Annotated in this window: 14 protein-coding genes; 5 read left to right on the forward strand and 9 right to left on the reverse strand. The window is 45.2% G+C overall.

The window, feature by feature from the left end; genetic code table 11:
- Positions 1 to 21: 21 nt before the first annotated feature.
- Entirely contained in the window at positions 22 to 3,210 is a 3,189-nt protein-coding gene (locus tag DXB92_RS03395; protein ID WP_181976880.1) for a leucine-rich repeat protein, read from the forward strand.
- Between the two features lie 449 nt (positions 3,211 to 3,659).
- Positions 3,660 to 5,015 carry a sodium-dependent transporter gene (locus DXB92_RS03400; protein ID WP_117732408.1) on the forward strand — a complete coding sequence of 452 codons (1,356 nt, stop codon included), beginning with the start codon at positions 3,660 to 3,662 and terminating at the stop codon, positions 5,013 to 5,015.
- A 102-nt stretch (positions 5,016 to 5,117) separates the two neighbouring features.
- Here DXB92_RS03400 and DXB92_RS03405 read toward each other — a convergent pair whose 3' ends face one another.
- Positions 5,118 to 6,488: a GH1 family beta-glucosidase gene (locus tag DXB92_RS03405; RefSeq protein ID WP_021682256.1), complete on the reverse strand. Its 1,371-nt coding sequence runs from the start codon at positions 6,486 to 6,488 to the stop codon at positions 5,118 to 5,120.
- 175 nt (positions 6,489 to 6,663) lie between these two features.
- On the opposite strand from DXB92_RS03405, the gene DXB92_RS03410 reads away from it, so the two are divergent.
- Both DXB92_RS03410 and DXB92_RS03415 read left to right on the forward strand, forming a co-directional pair.
- Positions 6,664 to 7,530, forward strand: coding sequence for an AraC family transcriptional regulator (locus DXB92_RS03410; RefSeq protein WP_169726001.1), 867 nt, complete (start codon positions 6,664 to 6,666; stop codon positions 7,528 to 7,530).
- Between the two features lie 269 nt (positions 7,531 to 7,799).
- Positions 7,800 to 9,011: an iron-containing alcohol dehydrogenase gene (locus tag DXB92_RS03415; protein ID WP_117732410.1), complete on the forward strand. Its 1,212-nt coding sequence runs from the start codon at positions 7,800 to 7,802 to the stop codon at positions 9,009 to 9,011.
- 88 nt (positions 9,012 to 9,099) lie between these two features.
- Here DXB92_RS03415 and gpmI read toward each other — a convergent pair whose 3' ends face one another.
- The 7 genes from gpmI to DXB92_RS03450 form a co-directional block, all read right to left on the reverse strand.
- The gene (gene gpmI, locus DXB92_RS03420) at positions 9,100 to 10,617 is read right to left on the reverse strand and encodes a 2,3-bisphosphoglycerate-independent phosphoglycerate mutase (RefSeq protein ID WP_117732412.1); all 1,518 of its coding nucleotides are present in this window, start codon (positions 10,615 to 10,617) and stop codon (positions 9,100 to 9,102) included.
- 132 nt (positions 10,618 to 10,749) lie between these two features.
- Positions 10,750 to 11,517 carry a triose-phosphate isomerase gene (gene tpiA / locus DXB92_RS03425; RefSeq protein WP_021682251.1) on the reverse strand — a complete coding sequence of 256 codons (768 nt, stop codon included), beginning with the start codon at positions 11,515 to 11,517 and terminating at the stop codon, positions 10,750 to 10,752.
- Complete coding sequence (locus DXB92_RS03430; RefSeq protein ID WP_021682250.1) at positions 11,514 to 11,747, reverse strand: hypothetical protein; 234 nt, start codon at positions 11,745 to 11,747, stop codon at positions 11,514 to 11,516. Before DXB92_RS03430 ends, tpiA begins: the two co-directional genes overlap by 4 nt.
- A gap of 98 nt (positions 11,748 to 11,845) precedes the next feature.
- The gene (locus DXB92_RS03435; protein ID WP_040647570.1) at positions 11,846 to 13,060 is read right to left on the reverse strand and encodes a phosphoglycerate kinase; all 1,215 of its coding nucleotides are present in this window, start codon (positions 13,058 to 13,060) and stop codon (positions 11,846 to 11,848) included.
- Positions 13,061 to 13,328: 268 nt separating this feature from the next.
- Positions 13,329 to 16,154: an excinuclease ABC subunit UvrA gene (gene uvrA, locus DXB92_RS03440; protein ID WP_117732414.1), complete on the reverse strand. Its 2,826-nt coding sequence runs from the start codon at positions 16,152 to 16,154 to the stop codon at positions 13,329 to 13,331.
- 3 nt (positions 16,155 to 16,157) lie between these two features.
- The gene (gene uvrB / locus DXB92_RS03445; protein WP_117732416.1) at positions 16,158 to 18,122 is read right to left on the reverse strand and encodes an excinuclease ABC subunit UvrB; all 1,965 of its coding nucleotides are present in this window, start codon (positions 18,120 to 18,122) and stop codon (positions 16,158 to 16,160) included.
- Positions 18,123 to 18,145: 23 nt separating this feature from the next.
- On the reverse strand, positions 18,146 to 18,919 hold the full coding sequence (locus DXB92_RS03450; RefSeq protein ID WP_181976881.1) for a JAB domain-containing protein: 774 nt from the start codon (positions 18,917 to 18,919) through the stop codon (positions 18,146 to 18,148).
- A 219-nt stretch (positions 18,920 to 19,138) separates the two neighbouring features.
- Here DXB92_RS03450 and DXB92_RS03455 point away from each other — a divergent pair, with 219 nt between their 5' ends.
- Positions 19,139 to 20,116, forward strand: a complete 978-nt coding sequence (locus tag DXB92_RS03455) for an RluA family pseudouridine synthase (RefSeq protein ID WP_117732419.1) — start codon at positions 19,139 to 19,141, stop codon at positions 20,114 to 20,116.
- A 120-nt stretch (positions 20,117 to 20,236) separates the two neighbouring features.
- Here the strand turns inward: DXB92_RS03455 and gatB are convergent, their stop codons facing one another.
- Complete coding sequence (gatB, locus tag DXB92_RS03460; RefSeq protein WP_117732421.1) at positions 20,237 to 21,673, reverse strand: Asp-tRNA(Asn)/Glu-tRNA(Gln) amidotransferase subunit GatB; 1,437 nt, start codon at positions 21,671 to 21,673, stop codon at positions 20,237 to 20,239.
- Between the last annotated feature and the right edge of the window lie 13 nt (positions 21,674 to 21,686).

A 21,686-nucleotide genomic window follows, 5' to 3' on the forward strand; every position in this document is an offset into this window, starting at 1 on the left:
CATGAAATGGAGGAAAGCAAGATGAAACAAAAATGGATTGCACTTGCGGTTTTTGGTGCAATGCTTGTACAGGTTGCTCCCATCAGCAGCATGACTGCCGCTGCATTAGAAACAACGGCTATTTCTGATGTAACAGCAACAGATGCCGCGTTACTGAAATACAACAAACATGATACTTATGTGGAAATTACAGGATTTCGTGCAGATGAAACAGACATTGTGCTGCCGGATACCATTGACGGTCTGCCGGTAACGACGATTCAAGAAGGGGCCTTCTTTTCGAGTCAGTTAACTTCTATTTATATTCCGGAGAGTGTCACCCAGATCGGCGGAATTGCCTTTCAGGCGTGTACAGATTTGCAGAGAATCGAAGTTGATGAGCATAATCCGGCGTATACCAGTGTAGACGGCGTGCTCTATGACAAGGAAGAAAAAATACTGTATGCTTATCCGAATGCTCTTGCAGAAAATGAAAACACACTGAAAAGTTCGTATTCTGTGCCGGACGGCGTGGAAACGATTGCACAGGGTGTATTTTTCTACAACCAATCCTTGACTAATCTGACCTTGCCGCATTCGATTCAGGTTCTGGAAGCTGATGCTTTCTCTGATACTGCATTGCGGGATATATATTATGACGGAACACAGGCAGACTGGAATGCGATTGCAAAAAAGGTGCCTACTGGTGGAAATGTGGAACAGCCGTTTCGGGAATTCTATGCGGAGATGCACTATCTGCGAGCAAATATTTCCACAGAAACTACTGCTGCAATTACAACAATCCAGACAACCACAGAATCTACTGAAGGCACAAGTCAAACGACTTCAGAAATCACTACATCTATACCAGTTTCTACTGCAACTACAACGCAGGAGCAGCGGACTTCTACGGAAAGCGAAACCGCAACCACAATAACCACTACCTCAACTGCCTCTGCTTCTACAGAAACCAGTACCAGTTCTTCCACCAAACAAGAAGTTCCTGCTGATGCTCTCTATGGGGATATTGATTTGGACGGAAGAATTGCCATTAACGATGCTGTCCTCCTGAACAAATATGTGGCTGGTGTCGTTATACTGAATACACAGCAGATGCGGAATGGGGATTGCTATCAGGATTCTTCCTCTGGAACGATCGATATGCAGGACACCACTTCCCTACTGCGATTTTTGGTGCATATCACCACTACCCTGCCGGAACAGGATACATCGCAGAAGGGAACACTTACGCCTACCACAGCAATTCACAATGTCTATTTCAAAAATGAATCTGAAATAGACTCTATGCCGGCAGTGATTTCCACAATGGACGAATGGAATGCATATGGGGAACAGTTTGCCGTGGAACTAGGTTCCCAAAATAGTCTGCTTAATACCGAACCGTTCTGCAATCAATATACAGAAGAATTTTTCCAAAGTCATGTGTTGCTGGTCAATATCTCACCGGTAGTTCCTGCCGGAACACAGGAGTTCTTTTCTATTGATGATGTTTTTCATGGTACCGACGGAAAAATGCACATAAAGGCATCGAATCGTTCTGGCATGCTCATGGATTGTGTTGGTATCGACAGCAGAATGCTGCTTCAGGTGACGATTCCGAAAACACAGTATCACGGTGAAGAAGTTGTATGGGATACCAATTGGATTTTCCCGTCGTATGATATGCTGTTCAATATTACCACAGCAACAGAACAGGGTTGGGACAAAGCGAAGAGTTCCGATTCTGCATTGGTTTTTTCTACTGCGGAAGAATTGGAGGAACAAATTACATCGCTGTTGGGAGAAAAAGCAACAGAAAATCTGAAAAAATACTATGATTCGGAGTTTTTTGCTTCCCATGTGCTGTTTGTTGATCTCGTTGCAAAACCAGACGGAAACGACTATGAAAATATAATTTGTGAAGTTTCACAGGATAAAACCGGAACGCTGCAGATCACTTATCAACAGGAACTTTGCAACGGTTTTCATTCAAAATCTATTGATCTGCTTTTGGTTGCTTTGCCCAAGTCCCAATGGAATGGAAAAGCACCGGTGTGGAATTCTAAAACATTGGACACAAGCAGCTGTCAACTTTCAGTGGAACAAAATATTCAAGCAGTTACCAAAAGCGGCTGGAATCGTGCATTGAACAGCCGTCCGGAAATGGTGCTGACATCGGAACAGGACTTTGAGGATAGCCTCGCTCCTTTGTATGAAAATGCAGTTACCCAGCAATTGCGTGACTATTTTAACGATGCGTTCTTTGCAGACTATGTGCTGTTTGCACGTCCGACTGTAAAATGCAATTCTGTAGTCTATGCACCCGAAAAAGTTGTGCAGCAGGACAATGGCTACATTGAGATTTTTTACAGTGGAACAGAAATTGACGGCACCTCCGGTACTGGAATCGACTTGCTTTGGGTTGCAGTTCCTATAGAGCAGTGGAACGGAAAAAAACCAGCATGGAAAGAAGTCGGAGAAACCGAGATTTCTGCAAGCTTGCGATATTATGATGTATTGAACATTTCTTCCATGAAAAAACAGTGGATTTCTTCAAGGGAAGAATTGCGGACGGTGCTTCAAAGTGCAAATATCACAGATGAATACATCACAGCCGATACATTGCTGCAATTATATCCGGAAAGCTTTTTTGAGAAAAAAGCACTTTATTTATCTGTGGATGATGATATTGCAGGCACCAGTCGAACTGTGTTCCGGGTTACCCAAAATGAAAACACTCGTAAAATCACAGTATCCTGTCGAAAAAAACAGCCTGTATCCTGCGACGGAGTTATGCAGATCAGTATGCTTGCAGTTTCCAAGAATATTGCAGAAAATGCAGAAGTTACTTATGCGGATTATAATGATGAGTTTTTGCTGAATAATGGAGCATGGGCATTTACGACAATTCCGGATACCATGGGAGAAGGGTTTGCTGTCAATCAGTATAGCTTTGGAAATTACAGCGAAGTGATTTTGTACAGTACCTCGCCGTCTGGCATAGTTCTATATCACAACTTTAATCGGTTGGCTTCCCTGCCGCTGGACGAAGCGTTTTCCGTGTTCTCGGATTCTCAGGCAGTCTGGACAAAAGACGATTCCGGAAATAATGTGTGCTCCTTTGGCAATTTGCAGATTACCGTTCGGGAAAAAGAATTGGAAGTTTCTTATCCTTACAATAAAACCGGTGACAGAAAAACTGTGACAATTCCTCTTGCTGAAATCGTTTAAGGCAATACCGCACAAAGATTGTGCGACAGATGCGTCGTCAAATTTTTCGTCAGATGAAACAAAAAGCGGAGTGAATACTTGATGTATTCACGAGCATTTTTGTGAAATATGACGGGAAATTTGCAAGCAGATGGCGCGCAAAGTCGCCAGACGCTCTTTGTGCGGTATTGCCTTAAGCAAAATGACAGAATAAAATCAATCTTTTTCGTACAGCGTCGCTCTGCAAAACAGGGCGGCGTTTTATGATATATCCATAGGATTTCATTGTGATTTTTCATAATATTCATTGACAATTCTACAGAAATCGTGTATACTAAATAGAGTGTGCTCACAGGTGTGATAAAAGAAATCTTTGTGAACGCACTTTTGTGCTGGTGTACAGAAAATTGAACTTGTTGATATTTTCATATTAGCATGCTTCAAGTGAAAAGAGAGGAGTATTTTATCATATGCAATCAAAAACTACACAAGTCAAAAGCGGATTTGGATCCAAGCTGGGATTTATTTTAGCAGCTGCGGGCTCTGCTGTTGGATTGGGAAATATTTGGCGTTTCCCTTATCTTGCTGCGAAATACGGCGGCGGTATGTTCCTTCTGGTCTATTTGATCTTTGCGGTTACGTTTGGTTTTGCCCTGATGGTCACAGAGATTGCCATTGGACGGCGTACCGGAAAAAGTGTCATACAGGCATATTCAGATATGAACTGTCATTTCAAACCGCTTGGTTGGCTAGCAGGAGCGATTCCGGTAATTATCCTTCCCTACTACTGTGTGATCGGAGGTTGGGTGCTGAAATATCTGGTGATATTTACAACTGGTTCTGGAGCAAGTGCGGCCGGTGACGGTTCTTATTTCTCTAACTTTATCGGTCATGCCGGATCACCGATGTTGTTTTTTGCAATTTTCATTCTCCTTACCACAGTAGTTGTTATGCTAGGTGTGCAAAAAGGGGTAGAGAAAGTCAGCAAGCTAATGATGCCGGTATTGTTGATTCTGATTGTAGGAATTAGTATCTATACGTTGACTTTGCCGGGAGCAATTGATGGATTGATCTACTATGTCAAGCCGGATTTCAACCAGTTTTCTATAAAAACAGTAATTGCCGCAGTAGGACAGTTGTTCTATTCTATGTCATTGGCAATGGGTATTATGATTACATATGGTTCTTACATGCGGAAAGAAGATAACATTGAAAGTTCTGTTCGCCAGATTGAAGTGTTCGACACTTTGGTAGCTTTTCTGTCTGGACTGATTATCGTTCCGGCAGTTTTTGTCTTTTCCGGTGGTGATGAAAATGCTTTGAATGCTGGTCCAAGTCTGATGTTTATCACACTCCCGAATGTTTTCAAGGAAATGTTGGGCGGACAGATCGTTGGTGCAGTATTTTTCTTGTTGGTGGTACTGGCTGCAATGACATCTTCCATTTCTTTGATGGAAACAGTTGTTTCCATTGTGGAAGAACGATTCCACTGGAAACGGATTCCCAGTTGCCTGATTGTTACCGGCATATCGTTTCTGATCGGTTTACTTTCTGTCTTTGGATATAGCATTTGGTCTGATTTCACTATTTTCCACATGCAGTTCCTGGACTTCTTCGACTATATTAGCAATAACATTATGATGCCGATTGTCGCATTGATGACTTGTGTGTTGGTTGGATTTGTTGTAAAAACAACTTTTGTAGAAGATGAAATCGAGAAGAATGCACGCTTTCGTGTGAAAGGTTTGTATCGTGTTATGATCAAATTTATCTGCCCGATTTGCATGCTGTTGATTTTATTCTCTGCTCTGTTCCTGAAATTGTAATTTCTATTTTTACGTGAAAAACGCTCTGGAAAGCGGATTAAACAAAGCTTTCCAGAGCGTTTCTATTTTTTGTTATGGAATGTATTTACTGAACAATCAGAATTACTGTTCCGTCCAAGTATCACTGAAAATGGCTTCTCCGTTAGTGTTAATTACATCGCGGTAGAAATAACCAGAATCCTTTATGGTACGCTTTTGTGTCTGATAATCCACGTGTACCAAACCGAAACGCTTATCATAACCGTCAGCCCATTCGAAATTGTCCATGACAGACCAGTACATGTAACCCATTACCTTTGCTCCGTCCTGCATCGAACGATACAGTTCCCGCAGATACCGTTTCATGAAATCAATTCGCTGCGGATCATGAACTTTACCGTCCAGCTGTACCCAGTCATGGCTTGCCATACCGTTTTCACTAAGCAGAATCGGTTTCTGATAGCGTTCATATAGGAACAACGGACTCCAGTACAGTACCTCAGGTGTTACCGGCCAACCCATTTGTGTTCTTGCACAGCCGATATAAGCGTTTTCTGCATAGCCAAATTCTGTTTCCGTAGCCTTGCTCTCATAAATATTGACACCGTAAAAATCGACCGGCTGAGAGATGATTTCCATATCCCCTTCCAGAATTTCCGGCATGTCGTTTCCAAGAATCCGATAAGCTTCTTCCGGATACTTGCCAAAGAAGATCGGATCTGCCCACCAAGCAAGTTCAAATGGGAAGCGATTCTTAGTAAAAGCGAAACTCTTACGTTTTGCTTCTGCAATGGCTTCCGGTGTATTGCTTTCCGGTGTGCAGCAGGGTGTTGCAAAGGCAAATCCAACAGTTGGCTTCTGCTTTGCATACTTCCGGATCACCTGTACTGCTTTTCCGTGAGCCAGCAAAACGTTGTGTGTCATGCGAGTCAAGTCGTGTGCCTGATGCACCTCGAAAGGAGCAAATTTTCCAATGGCATAGCCGCAGCCGATGAATACCTGCGGTTCGTTAATGGTCATCCAATACTTTACACGGTCGGACAGAGCATCGACTACGACTTTGGCATATTCAGCAAACCAGTCTGAGGAATCACGATTCAGCCAGCCACCCTTTTGATGCAGTGCCAGAGGATAGTCCCAGTGAAACAGCGTTACTAACGGCTCAATGCCGTTTGCCAGCAGTTCGTCTACCAAATCAGAATAGAACTGCAATCCCTTCTGATTTACTTTTCCAGTACCGTCCGGCAAAACTCTTGTCCAGCTGATTGAAAACCGGTAATTGCGAATGCCCATTTTTTTCATCATTTTCACATCATCTTTGAAGTGATGATAGTGGTCGCATGCAATATTTCCGTTTTCGCTGTGTGCCACATGACCGTCTTCCTGTGTGTAAGCATCCCAGACGTTTAAGCCTTTGCCATCGTCTTGATATGCACCTTCTACCTGATATGCGGCGGAAGCAGTTCCCCATAAAAAATTGTCCTGAAATTTCATATATAAACCTCCTAAAGTTGATAGATCAATGGTTGACAGATTGCCTGTTCTGTGTTATATTATATCTGTAATAATCCGTAAAATCTAGTACTATATCCTCGGATTCTTGTACTTTTTCCACTAATTTTCTCTGATTGTCAAAATGCAGAGAAAAAAAGAAACAGAGGTGTCGGAATTGGAAAAACAGAAATTTTATGAGAAGCGAAAACATGGTACCCCACGATTCCCTATGGAATGTTTTGTGACACGTGCAGATGGAAATCAGCATTTTCTGGTACCGCTGCATTGGCACAGAAATATAGAAATTATGCAAATGCTGCATGGTACAGCGGTAATTACAATTGGAAATGAAACGTTTTCCGCAGTAGAGGGCGATATTTTCTGTATCAATCAGGAGGAACTGCACCGAATTGTTTCAGAGGATAATCAGTTAGTATATCGTACAGTTATTTTTCCGTTACAGGCATTGACTTTTTCAGAAAGCGATGCTGCTCAGACTTACTTGGAACAAATTGTACAAGGGGTACTGCGGTTTCCGGTACAAGTTACCAATGAAACTGAAAAATATTTTCTGCGTGAAACCTTGTATCAGATTCAAATTGCCGCGGAGCAAAAAAGTGTTGGGTATGAACTTATGGTAAAGGCACAGCTTTTGCAAATAATTGCACAAATGCTCTGCCAACATCAGATTGTTTCGGTGCAGCATTCCCCCAGTGAAAAAAGCAAACGCTTGAAAGAAATGTTGCATTTTATTCAGAGGCATTATGCTGCTCCTTTGACCATTACAGTTATGGCAGAGCAGTTTCATATGTCTGAAAAATATTTTTCCCGCTATTTTCGCATTGCTACAGGTCAAAACTTTACGGCATATTTAAACGCTGTCCGAATTGAAAAGGCACAGGCATTGTTACTGGAAACTGATGAAACTGTTTTAGAAATTGCTTTTTCTTGTGGGTATGAAAATGTTAGCTATTTCAATCGGGTGTTTCGCAGGCAGACAGGGTATTCCCCATTGCAGTATCGCTCGATAGCGGTATCTTGACGGATTCATAAATAGTTTACAATACTACCTATTTACATTCTTACCCAAAAGGATTATAATAAAGGCAGTACAGCACAAGGTTTATTTGTCGATTTTGCACGCAATTTACCAAATGCATCTTACGTACAAGCTTTGTGCAGTGCTGTTTGAAATTGGAAATCATGTAGCGGTGCACGATTGCAGCAACATGTATTTCCAGAAAGAATATTGTCAAAAGAGTTTGCTGGGAAATGCTCCGGAAACTCGTGTACACTGGAGGTATTTGTATCATGGGTAGATTTACATTGCCAAGAGATTTGTATCATGGCACAGGTTCTTTGGAAACATTAAAAACGCTGACTGGCAAAAAAGCAATTGTAGTTGTTGGCGGCGGTTCCATGAAGCGGTTTGGCTTTTTGGACAAGGCGGTGGCTTATTTGAAAGAAGCCGGCATGGAAGTGGAGTTGTTTGAAGGTGTTGAACCGGATCCTTCTGTAGAAACCGTAATGAAGGGTGCAGAAGTAATGCGGAAATTCCAGCCGGATTGGATCGTTGCCATGGGTGGTGGCTCTCCGATTGATGCTGCAAAGGCGATGTGGGTATTCTATGAGTATCCGGATACTACATTTGAAGAAATCATTACACCGTTTAGCTTTCCGACATTGCGAACAAAAGCAAAATTTTGTGCAATTCCGTCTACATCGGGTACTGCGACAGAAGTAACTGCATTTTCTGTAATTACGGACTATCACAAAGGCATTAAGTATCCGTTGGCTGACTTTAATATCACGCCGGACGTTGCCATTGTAGATCCGGAACTGGCAGAAACTATGCCGAAAAAGCTGGTTGCACATACTGGTATGGACGCTATGACACATGCGATCGAGGCATATGTATCCACCCTGCACTGCAATTATACTGACCCGTTGGCACTGCATGCAATCAAGATGATTCATAACAACTTGAAGAAGTCTTACGACGGAGATATGGAAGCTCGTGCGGCAATGCATGATGCACAGTGCTTGGCTGGTATGGCATTCTCAAATGCACTGTTGGGTATCGTACACTCTATGGCACACAAGACTGGTGCGGCTTATACCGGCGACCACATCATTCACGGTTGTGCCAATGCAATGTATCTGCCAAAGGTCATCAAGTATAATTCGAAAAATGAAGAAGCTGCAAATCGGTACGCAGAAATCGCATCCTTTATTGGTTTGTCTGGTGCAACAACAGAGGAAAAAGTTGATTCGTTGATTGCAGAACTCCGTTCCATGAATGACCAGTTGGATATTCCGCAGGGCATTAAGAATTACGGTAAGAGCGGCGTAAAGGCAGATACTTCTATCATTGATGAAAAGGAATTTTTGGAAAAGCTGCCGGAAGTGGCAAAGAATGCTATCGCCGATGCCTGCACTGGTTCCAATCCGCGTCAACCCTCTCAAGAAGAAATGGAAAAGCTGCTGAAAGCTTGCTACTACGACACGGAAATTGATTTCTAATTGATATATATCTATATGAAATGCAAAAAGCACTTGTACAGAATATTGTACAAGTGCTTTTTTATGCGAAATTTACTAAAGTTATGATTTACGCGAACAGGCTCTTGCCAGTCATTTCTTCCGGCTGCGGCAGTTCCATTGCCTCCAGCATTGTCGGAGCAATATCTGCCAAAACGCCGCCTTCGCGAAGCTTGCAATCCTTGCCAACTACGATAAACGGTACCGGATTGGTAGTGTGTGCAGTGAACGGTGTGCCGTCTGCTTCCAGCATCTTGTCAGCATTGCCGTGATCAGCGGTGATGAATGCGATACCGTCCTTTTTCATGATTGCATCAACCATGCGACCAACACAAGTGTCTACTGCTTCTACAGCCTTGACTGCGGCATCAAAGACACCGGTATGCCCAACCATATCGCAGTTTGCATAGTTCAGAATGATGACATCATACTTATCGCTGTCGATTGCTTCAACAACCTTATCTGTTACTTCGTATGCACTCATTTCCGGTTTCAGATCGAAAGTCGGAACGTCAGGGCTCTTGACCAGAATGCGGTCTTCTCCGTCAAAGGTCTGTTCTCTGCCGCCGTTGAAGAAGAATGTAACGTGTGCATACTTCTGTGTTTCTGCAATACGAAGCTGTGTCTTGCCGCACTTACTCAGGTATTCACCCAGTGTCATGTGCAGATCTTCCGGCGGATATGCAACGGAAACGTTCGGCATGGATGCATCATACTGAGCCATGCAAACGAACTGTACCGGGAAATAACCATTCTTTCTCTCGAAGCCGTTGAAATCTGGATCTACGAAGCAACGTGTCAGCTGTCTTGCACGGTCCGGACGGAAGTTGAAGAATACCATGCTGTCCCCTGCCTTAACAGTGCCGTCCTTTTCCAAAACGGTCGGCAGCATAAATTCGTCGGTAACATCGTTAGCATAGCTGTCCTCGATTGCCTTTACCGGATCAGCAGTGGTCTGTACACCCTCGCCCAGAACCATTGCATCATATGCCTTTTCTACACGATCCCATGCATTGTCACGATCCATTGCATAATAACGACCAGAAATGGTGGCAATTTTACCAACGCCGATTTCATTCAGCTTGGCAACTGCTTCCTTCATGAAACCAGCGGCAGATGCCGGCGGTTCGTCACGGCCGTCCAGAAATGCATGTACATATACCTTGGACAGACCCTTTTGCTTTGCCATTTCCAGTAGTCCGTACAGGTGAGAAATGTGGCTGTGCACGCCGCCCGGAGAGAGCAGACCCATCAGGTGCAGAGCAGTTCCCTTTTCTTTGCAAGCGTCCATTGCTGCGGAAATTGCAGGATTTTCGAAGAACTTGCCGTCCTCAATATCCTTTGTAATCTTTACCAGCATCTGATAAACGATTCTGCCGGCACCGATGTTAGTGTGACCAACTTCCGAGTTGCCCATTTGACCGTCCGGAAGACCAACGTCCAGCCCGCTGGCACCGATCAGGGTATTCGGGCCCTGCATATATTTGTCCAGATTTGGCTTCTTTGCTGCGTGGATTGCATTGCCGTAATCACTGGGATTATGACCAAAGCCGTCCATGATAATCAATGCAACAGGTTTTTTGCTCATGTTGTATTTCTCCTTTTCTTCCAAAAAGGCAGCACCGTGCAGTCACCTTACGGCTCTGTACGGCACTGCCTGATTGCGTATTGGATAAAGGTAACACCCGTTTTATTATATGGTATTGCCTAAAATTTTAGATTACTTAGAAGCTTCTGCCAGCAGTACGCCGAACTTTTCAGCAACCAGAGAAGCACCGCCGATCAGACCACCGTCGATGTTTTCCTTTGCCAGCAGTTCTGCACAGTTCTTTTCGTTCATAGAACCGCCGTACTGAATAGTCATACCGTTTGCAATTGCCTGATCGTACAGAGAAGCAACAGTTGCACGGATAAATGCACAAACTTCTTCAGCCTGTTCTGCAGTAGCAGTCTTACCAGTGCCAATTGCCCATACCGGCTCATAAGCGATAACGATATTCTTTACCTGATCTGCAGTCAGACCGTGCAGAGCAACCTTTACCTGCTTTGCAACAACTTCTTCTGTGATGCCCAGTTCCCGTTCTGCCAGTGTTTCACCAACGCACAGGATAACAGTCATGCCAGCTTCAATTGCAGCAGTAGTACGCTTATTTACAGTTTCATCGGTTTCGCCGAAGTACTGTCTGCGTTCAGAGTGACCAACGATGACATACTTTACGCCCATTTCGGTCAGCATATCAGCGGAAATTTCGCCGGTGAATGCACCACTCTTTTCGAAATGTACGTTCTCTGCACCAACTTCGATATTTGTGCCCTCAGTCAGGGACAGTGCGGTTTCCAGATTGGTAAACGGTACACAAATGATAACACCACAGGTCTTGTCAGCTGCGATCGGCTTCAGAGCGTTGATCAGTTCTGCTGCTTCCTTGCGGTTCTTGTTCATCTTCCAGTTGCCGGCAATAATTGCCTTTCTCAGTGCCTTGTTCATGACAAATTCCTCTTTTCTGATGATTCTGATGCTTCTGCATCTGTAATATAATCCCCTTCTTCGTGGGATTCCTTGTTGTTGCTTCCATTATAGCTGCCGATGACGATGCCTTTGGAAAAAGGCATACAGAGCATTCCGATTGCCAGACCGCAAAATGCACCCAGTGCAAATGCAGCAGCCGGATTCAAAAACGCATTTTTGACAGAATCCTGCACTTCCCATTTTTTCATGGTATCATTCCTTTCCCAAGACAGCACAAACGGAGGTTTCCATTTTCACAGAATCCTCCTGTTTGTAGCAGCACAAAACAGCTGCGTTCTTATTTTGATTAGTCCTTGTCAGCGATTGCTGCAACGCCCGGCAGAACCTTGCCTTCCAGATATTCCAGAGATGCACCGCCGCCAGTGGAAATGTGGCTCATCTTGTCTGCGAAGCCCAGCTGCATTACTGCTGCTGCGGAGTCGCCGCCGCCGATGATGGTGGTAGCATCAGTATCTGCCAGAGCCTGTGCAACAGCAACAGTACCCTTGTTCAAAATCGGGTTTTCGAATACGCCCATCGGTCCGTTCCATACAACAGTCTTTGCAGTCTTAACTGCATCTGCAAACAGAGCCTGTGTCTTTTCGCCAATATCCAGACCCATTCTGTCTGCCGGAATCTTGTTGGAATCATAGGTAACAACTTCGATTGCAGCATCGATCGGGTTCGGGAATTCAGAAGCAGTTACGGTGTCTACCGGCAGCAGCAGAGCCTTGCCGTTTGCCTTTGCCTTTTCCAGCATTTCCTTGCAATAGTCGATCTTGGTGTCATCTACCAGAGAAGTACCAACTTCATAGCCCTGTGCCTTCAGGAAGGTATAAGCCATACCGCCGCCGATAATCAGGGTGTCGCACTTTTCCAGCAGGTTGGAGATAACGTTCAGCTTATCTGCAACCTTTGCACCGCCCAGAATTGCAACGAACGGGCGAACCGGATTTTCAACAGCATTGCCGAGGAACTTGATCTCCTTCTGCATCAGATAGCCGACAGCAGTTTCCTTTACGAATTCTGTTACGCCGACAGTGGAGCAGTGTGCTCTGTGTGCACTGCCGAATGCGTCCATAACAAATGCATCAGCGATAGAAGCCAGATCCTTGCTGAAGGATTCGATGTTCTTGGTTTCTTCCTTGCGGAAACGGGTGTTTTCCAGAACAACGATCTCACCGTTCTGCATTTTGTCTACAGCAGTTCTTACAGTATCATCTACAACAACATCAGACGGAACAAAAGTAACCTTTGCGGAAACCAGTTCAGCCAGACGAGCAGCAGCAGCCTTCAGAGAGAACTTTTCCTCCGGACCATTCTTCGGCTTGCCCAGATGAGAGCACAGAATTACCTTTGCACCTTCAGAAACCAGCTTGTTGATGGTCGGCAGTGCTGCCTGAATACGGTTATCATTTGTGATAACGCCGTCCTTCATCGGAACATTGAAGTCCACGCGAACCAGAACACGTTTGCCGGTCACTTTCAGATCGTCTACAGATACCTTGTTTAACTCTGCCATTTGTTTGACATCCTTTCTGCGATAGACTGCATCGTGAAAGGGAAATTCATATATTATCCGATACAGCCTGAAATTTAACGATTTTTCTGAAATGCGGTTGGTGCATTTCATACAGTTTTATTATACACCATTTCACAAAAATTTGCAAGCTTTTCCGTGAGATTTTCTAAAAAGCCCAAAATCTATTGTGGGAAAATCTGATTTTTTTGGAAATCCGCCAGTTTTGCGGGAAAATTTGCAGGTGGATTGACTTTCTCCAACGTTTCCCTTAGTTTTCCAGATACGGCTTGAGGTACTTGCCTGTGTAAGAATCTGCACAGGCTGCTACCTGTTCCGGTGTACCGCTGACAACAACGGTGCCGCCGCGGTCGCCACCCTCTGGTCCGAGATCTACGATCCAGTCTGCCACCTTGATAACATTTAGATTGTGTTCAATTACTACAACAGTATTCCCAGTATCAGTCAGACGCTGAAGTACTTCGATCAGACGGTGTACATCGGCAGTATGCAAGCCTGTAGTCGGTTCGTCCAGAATATAAATGGTTCTTCCAGTGGGACGTTTGGAAAGTTCTGTTGCAAGTTTGACACGCTGTGCTTCCCCGCCGGAGAGCGTGGTTGCCGGCTGACCGATTTTCAGATAGCCCAGTCCTACTTCCTGCAGCGTTTTCAACTTTCGGGCAATTTTCGGGTGATTTTCAAAGAATACCACGCCTTCATCTACTGTCATTTCCAGTACATCATAGATAGACTTTCCCTTGTACTCTACCGCCAGCGTTTCTCGATTGTAGCGTTTTCCTTTGCAGACTTCGCAGGGAACGTAAACATCTGGCAGAAAGTGCATTTCAATTCGCAGGATACCGTCGCCCTGACATGCTTCGCATCTGCCTCCTTTGACATTGAAAGAGAAACGTCCTGCGGTATAGCCCTTGGCTTTGGCATCATTGGTTTTGGCAAACAGTTCCCGAATGTCGGTAAATACACCGGTATAGGTTGCTGGATTGGAACGAGGTGTCCGTCCAATCGGCGACTGGTCAATGTCAATGACCTTGTCCAGAAACTCCGTTCCCTCCATGCTGTCAAAATCTCCGTGGCGGGTTCTTGCACGGTTCAGCCTTGCCGCCAGATATTTATACAAAATCTCGTTGACCAGCGAGGACTTTCCAGAGCCGGAAACACCAGTTACACAGGTAAATACACCAAGAGGAATGGAAACATCAATGTTTTTCAAGTTATGCTCTCTTGCACCATGAATGGTTAGCATATTTCCGTTTCCGGTACGGCGTTCCTTGGGAAGCGGGATTTTTCGCTGCCCGCTGAGATATTGACCGGTAATCGATTTTTCGCAGGCAAGCAATCCCTGAACATCACCGGAATAGACAACATTTCCTCCGTGAATTCCTGCACCGGGACCGATGTCTACCACATAGTCTGCTGCCAGAATGGTGTCATCGTCATGTTCTACCACGATCAGCGTATTGCCCAAATCCCGCAGACGTTTCAGCGTATCGATCAATTTATCGTTATCCCGTTGATGCAATCCAATACTGGGTTCGTCCAGAATATACAGTACGCCCATTAGATAGGAGCCGATTTGTGTTGCCAAGCGGATACGTTGGCTTTCGCCACCGGAAAGCGTACCGGCATTGCGGGAAAGTGTCAGATATTCCAGTCCCACATTATTCAGGAATCCCAGTCGTTCCCGAATCTCCTTTACGATTCGTGCGGCAATAAATTGCTCCCGTTCTGTTAATTGCAGCTGAGCAAAGAAGTCCAGTGCTTTTGTAACGGAAAGTTCAGTCAGATCGATAATGTTTTTGTCACCAACTGTAACCGCCAGTACTTCCGGCTTCAAACGTTTGCCGTGGCACACCGGACAAGCTACATCACTCATCACACTGCTGATTTCTTCCTTTGCCCATTCCCCGCCGTCTGCGAATCGTCGTTTCAGATTGGGAATTACACCTTCAAACGGAGCACGGAATCCCTCAGTTCTGCCGCCGGCTGTGGTGCGATGCAGAAACAGTGGATCTTCTTTTGTGCCGTACAAAAATAAGTTCAGCTGTTCCTTGGAGAGTTCCTTTACAGGAACATCTAAAGAAATGCCGTATTTTTCGGAGATTGCCTGATAATACATCATAGCAATGGAATTGTCGTCCAGACTATTCCACCCCACTGCCTTAATAGCACCCTGACGAATACTCAAGTCACGATTCGGAACCACCAGCTTCGGATCAATTTCCTGAAATACGCCCAAACCGGTACAGTGCGGACACGCTCCGAATGGATTGTTGAAAGAGAACATACGAGGAGTCAGTTCTTCGACGGAAACGCCATGTTCCGGACAAGCATAACTTTGTGAGAACAGCATTTCTTCTCCGCCAATCACGTCTACAACTGCTAATCCCCCTGTCAAAGCGAGCACTGTTTCCAGACTGTCAGTCAGTCGCGGACGGATTGTCGGCTTTACTACAAGTCGGTCTACAATGATTTCAATGGTATGCTTTTTATTTTTTTCCAGCGTGATTTGCTCAGACAAATCGTATTGATTTCCATCTATGCGAACGCGAACATAACCAGACTTCTTTGCCGTTTCTAATGCTTTTAGATGCTGCCCCTTCTTCCCGCGGACAATGGGTGCCAGAAGTTGAATTCGTGTTCCCGCCTCCAGTGCCAGAATGCGGTCTACAATTTCATCAACAGACTGCTGTTTAATTTCTCTGCCACAGACAGGACAATGAGGAATGCCGATACGGGCATAGAGCAGACGGAGATAATCATAGATTTCAGTTACGGTTCCCACTGTGGAACGCGGGTTTTTGGAAGTGGTTTTCTGATCGATGGAAATTGCCGGCGATAAGCCTTCGATGCTGTCCACATCAGGTTTTTCCATTTGCCCCAGAAACTGCCGTGCATAAGACGAGAGACTTTCCATATAGCGACGCTGTCCATCTGCGAAGATGGTGTCAAATGCCAGAGAAGATTTTCCGGAGCCGGAAAGTCCGGTCATGACTACCAGTTTATCTCGTGGGATCTCCACATCAATATTTTTCAGATTGTTCGCTCTTGCACCGCGTACAACAATTTTATCCAACATGAATTATTGTTCCTCCTCCAGCTTTTTGATTTTATCCCGCAGATATGCGGCGTGTTCGAATTCCAACAATTTTGCAGCTTCTTTCATCTGGACAGTCAGCTGTTCGATCAATGCACGTTTTTCTTTGCCGCGTAACTTCTTGCCAGTTGTTTTCTTTTCCACTTCTGTTTTTGTGGTAATTTCAATGACATCACGCACATCTTTTTGAATGGTTTTCGGAATGATGCCGTGTGCTTCATTATAGGCTTGTTGCTTGGCACGACGGCGTTCTGTTTCTGTGATTGCCCGTTCCATAGAACCGGTTATCTCGTCGGCGTACATGATAACTTGTCCGTGTGCATTTCGTGCGGCACGTCCGATTGTCTGGATCATAGAGGTTTCACTTCGCAGGAACCCCTCCTTATCCGCATCCAGAATGGCTACCAGAGAAACTTCCGGAATGTCCAGTCCTTCACGGAGCAGGTTGATGCCAACCAGCACATCAAATTCTCCCAGCCGCAGATCGCGGATAATTTCCATACGTTCTACAGTATCTATATCATGGTGCAGATACCGAACCCGAACGCCCATACGTTCCAAATAAGCCGTCAGGTCTTCTGCCATTTTTTTAGTCAGTGTTGTAACAAGTACACGCTCATTTTTTTCTGCACGGAGATTGATTTCTGAAAACAGATCTTCAATCTGTCCGTCTACCGGACGCACAGTGATTTCCGGATCCAGCAAACCGGTGGGGCGAATCACCTGTTCTACGGTCTGTACAGAATGCTCTTTTTCAAATGGTCCGGGGGTTGCACTGACATAGATTGCCTGATGCACATGGCTGTAGAATTCCTCGAAATTCAGCGGGCGGTTGTCGAACGCACTGGGCAGCCGGAATCCATAGTCCACCAGCGTTTGCTTTCTGGCTCTGTCGCCGGCGTACATGGCACGAACCTGCGGCAGTGTCACATGACTTTCATCGACCACCAATAGAAAATCTTCCGGAAAGTGATCTAACAACGTATAGGGTACACTGCCTGCCGGTCTGCCGGCTAATACACGAGAATAGTTTTCGATGCCGCTGCAAAAACCGATTTCCTCCAGCATTTCCATGTCGTACTGTGTACGCTGTTGGATTCGCTGTGCTTCGATCAGTTTGTGATTGGCGGAGAACCACGCCACCCGTTGCAGCATCTCCTGACGTATTTCTTTGACAGCTTTGGTCACTTTTTCGCTTCCCACAACATAATGCGATGCCGGCAGAATTGCCGCATACTGCATGGTTGCTGTAACTTCTCCGGAAACCACATTGATCTCGCAGATGCGGTCAATTTCATCTCCGAAATATTCTACGCGAATTGCCTTGTCAGTGGAAGATGCCGGGAAGATTTCTACTACGTCGCCGCGAACGCGGAATTTATTGCGGACAAAATTGATGTCATTTCGTTCATATTGAATTGCAACTAGTTGGTCAATCAGTTGATCTCTGGACTTTTCCATTCCCACACGAATAGAAACCATCATGGAACGATATTCTTCCGGACTGCCCAGGGAATAGATACAGGAAACGCTGGCGACAATGATGACATCTTTTCGCTCTGCCAGTGCCGCTGTGGCACTGTGCCGCATTTTGTCGATCTCGTCATTGATCGAGGAGTCTTTTTCGATATAGCTGTCCGTGCTGGGAATATAGGCTTCCGGTTGATAGTAATCGTAATAGGACACAAAATATTCTACGGCATTATTCGGGAAAAATTCCCGAAACTCTGAACAAAGCTGTGCTGCCAGAATTTTATTGTGAGCCAACACCAGAGTCGGTTTGTTCACCTGTGCGATGACATTGGCAATGGTGTACGTTTTACCGGAACCGGTAACGCCCAGTAAAGTCTGCTCGTGGTCACCGTCCCGAATTCCCTGCACCAGTTTGGCAATCGCTTCCGGTTGGTCACCGGTAGGCGAAAATGGTGCATGCAAATCAAAATGATCCATTTGGTTCCCTCCTTCAAAGCATTTTATGAATCGCTCCAGCCCATGACTTGCCGCATGGAAATTGTATCTCCCTGTTTTCCCAATACAATATGATCCAACAGTTGTATTTGCATACTGTCCAGTATCCGCCGCAGCTGTTGGGTGGCAAACAGATCAGCATCAGAAAAGGCTGCCTGTCCCTGCGGGTGATTATGTGCCAGCACTACACGGCTGCTCCGCATGCGTATTGCACATTCCACAATGCGATGTATATCCAGTGCGGCTCTTTGTGCAGTGCCGGTGGAGATTGTTTCGCAGTGCAGCAAATGCAAGTGCTCGTCCAGACAGAGCAGAAGCACCTTTTCTTCCACTGTCGCGGAAAGTTTTGCTTGCACATAGGCACACAATTTTTGTGTGCTGTCTAACGCAACATGTTCCCGCAGTTTATCCAACTGGTACTGCTGGCAAAGCTGCGGAAGCAACTTCAGAAATATGGCTGCGTTTTCGCTGATGCCTTTGATACGTTTTAAATCCTGTATGTCCGCGTCCAGCACACCGGAAAGTGAATGAAACTCTGCAATCAAATCATGTGCAATGGGATTTGTGTCTACTCGCGGCAAAGCATAGAATAGCAACAATTCCAGAATCTCGTGTGGCTGAAAACTTTCTAACCCGCTTTTTTGAAAACGAAGCCGCATGCGTTCCCGATGACCGGCATGGCTGTGTTTTTTCTTGGAAACAGCAGTATCCGAATTCGAAACGTTCCGCTTGTCCGCAGGTTGTTTCAGATTCTGGATTTCTTTTTTAGACTGTTCCATGATAAAGCCTCCTATCATCAGGTAAAATATAAGGCAACACTACACAAAGCTGTCATATTGCCGAAAAATCTGACTACGCATCTTACACACAAGCTTTGTACGGTGTTGCCATAAAAATTCATGTGTGCACGCTCATAGCCCTTTTCTTTTAAGCAGAAATATGCTATAATAGAATCAATAACAGAAAAAGGAGTGCTGCTTTCGCAGCAATTTACAACCATGAGAGAATTTTGCATACAGGAAAACGACAGCGACCAGCGTTTGGATCGCTTTTTACAAAAAACGTTGCCGGAACTGCCAAAAAGTCTTTGCTACAAGTGGATTCGTACCAAGCACATTAAAGTGAATCGAAAACGCTGTACACCAGATCAGCGGTTGGTGACCGGCGATGTGGTGACACTGTTTGTCAGCGATTCTTATTTTGCTATCAAAACAGAAGAAGAACGCAGTGGTGTTCCGGAGTTTTTGCAGGCACCGAACCAACTGGAAATCCTCTACGAAGATGAGCAAATTTTGCTGGTAAATAAGCCAGTTGGTCTGGTGGTGCATTGTGACAGCCGACAGATTCCGGATACTCTTATCAATCGCGTACTGCACTATCTGTACGAAAACGGTGCATATCAGCCGGAGCAGGAACAAAGTTTTACACCGGCACTCTGCAATCGTTTAGACCGAAATACTGGTGGCATTGTCATTGCTGCCAAAACTGCTGCGGCACTGCGGGAAGTGAACCGTTTGATTCGTGAAAACAAGGTACACAAAAAATATCTCTGTGTCACTGTCGGTACACCAAAGGAGCGGAAAGCGACGCTTTACGGATGGCATAAGAAGTCAGCCAGCCATAATACAGTCACGGTTCGTGACACACCGGAAGAAGGATTTCAAGAAATCATCACTGGTTATGAGGTACTTGCTTCCAATGAACGTCATGCATTACTTTCAGTGGATTTGATTACCGGCAGAACGCATCAGATTCGTGCACATCTGGCACATATTCACACGCCGATTCTGGGAGATACCAAGTATGGCAACATGCGGGAAAACCGTGCCTGCCGCTGTAAGCATCAGTTGCTGTGGGCATATCAATTACAGTTGGAAACAGATGCGGATTCTTGCCTTGCCGATTTGAATGGATTGACAGTGCAGACACCGCCACCGCCGTTCATGACAAAAGAATTTCCCAAAGTACAGCTTTAAACTGAATCCAGTTGCAAATCAAGGCAACAGTATACAAATCGTATGCTGTTGCCTTGATTTTTTAGAATGTATTCTCATGAAATAGAAAATGCATTCTATCATGTGCTTTCGAATGTGTGATTATGCATTTAGCATTTTGGTGACAATTTCCTTGACAATACCCGGATTTGCCTTGCCCTTAGATGCCTTCATACACTGACCGACCAGATAGCCCAGTGCATTGGTTTTTCCGTTTTTGTAATCGGTTACAGACTTTTCGTTTTGAGCCAGTACGTCCTTTGCCAGCTGTTCCAAGAAGCCGGTGTCTGAATTCTGCTTCATGCCCTTTTCTTCGATAATGGCAAGCGGATCCTTGTCTTCTTCTACAATTACAGCAAATACTTTCTTTGCAGAAGCGTTGGAGATAACGCCTTTTTCCACCTGCTCAATCAAAGAAGTCAGATGTTCTGGTGTCAGAGCTGTTTCTTCAATAGACTTTCCGGTTTCGTTGGTATACTTTGCAATATCTGCCAGAATCCAGTTGCTGATGCTCTTGGGCTTACAGGTGCCCAGTGCAACGCAGGCATCGAACATCTTAGAACGAGAAATGTCTTCTGCAATCAGTGTGGCATCTGTCTGGGAAAGACCGAAATCGAAAACATACCGCTGTAGCTTTACATTCGGCAATTCCGGAATACTTTCCTTCAGTGCCTGAATCTTTTCTTCCGGCACTACAATGGTCAGCAGATCCGGCTCCGGGAAATACCGGTAATCCTGAGCATCTTCCTTTGAACGCATAACAATGCTCATACCCTTGACATCGTCCCAACGACGGGTTTCCTGTGCAATGGCACCGCCGGCTTCCAGAATTTCTATCTGGCGTTTTGCCTCATATTCGATGCCGCGAACAGCTGCACTGAAACTGTTGACATTTTTCATTTCACAGCGGGTACCAAATTCGGTTGCACCTTTTTCACGAACAGAAACATTGACATCGCAGCGAATGGAACCCTCCTGCATCTTGCAGTCTGAAATGTTCAGATACTGCAAAATTGATTTGATGGTTTCCAGATATGCCTTGGCTTCGGCACTGCTGCGAATATCCGGTTCGGATACGATTTCGATCAGCGGCACGCCGCAGCGGTTCAGGTCGACCAGGGAACCAGAGAAAGACTCGTCATGCAGCAGCTTTCCGGCATCTTCTTCGATATGGATACGGGTTACGCCAATTCTCTTCATCTGTCCGTCTACCATAACGTCCAGATAACCCTTTCCGCAAAGCGGTACTTCTGCTTGAGAAATCTGGTATGCCTTCGGCAGATCCGGATAGAAGTAATTCTTTCTGTCCTGTTTGCAAACACCGTTGATCTGGCAGTGCATAGCATGTCCCATTTTGATTGCATATTCTACTACTTTTTCATTCAGTGTCGGCAATGTACCCGGCATGCCCATGCAGACAGGGCAAACCTGTGTGTTGACTTCCAGACCAAATGCGTTACGGCAGTTGCAGTAAATTTTAGATTTGGTATTCAGTTCTGCGTGGACTTCCAGTCCAACGACAATTTCATAATCTTTCATTGATTTCTTCCTC

The sequence above is a fragment of the Ruminococcus sp. OM06-36AC genome (assembly GCF_003438725.1).
Lineage (GTDB): Bacteria > Bacillota > Clostridia > Oscillospirales > Ruminococcaceae > Ruminococcus_C > Ruminococcus_C callidus.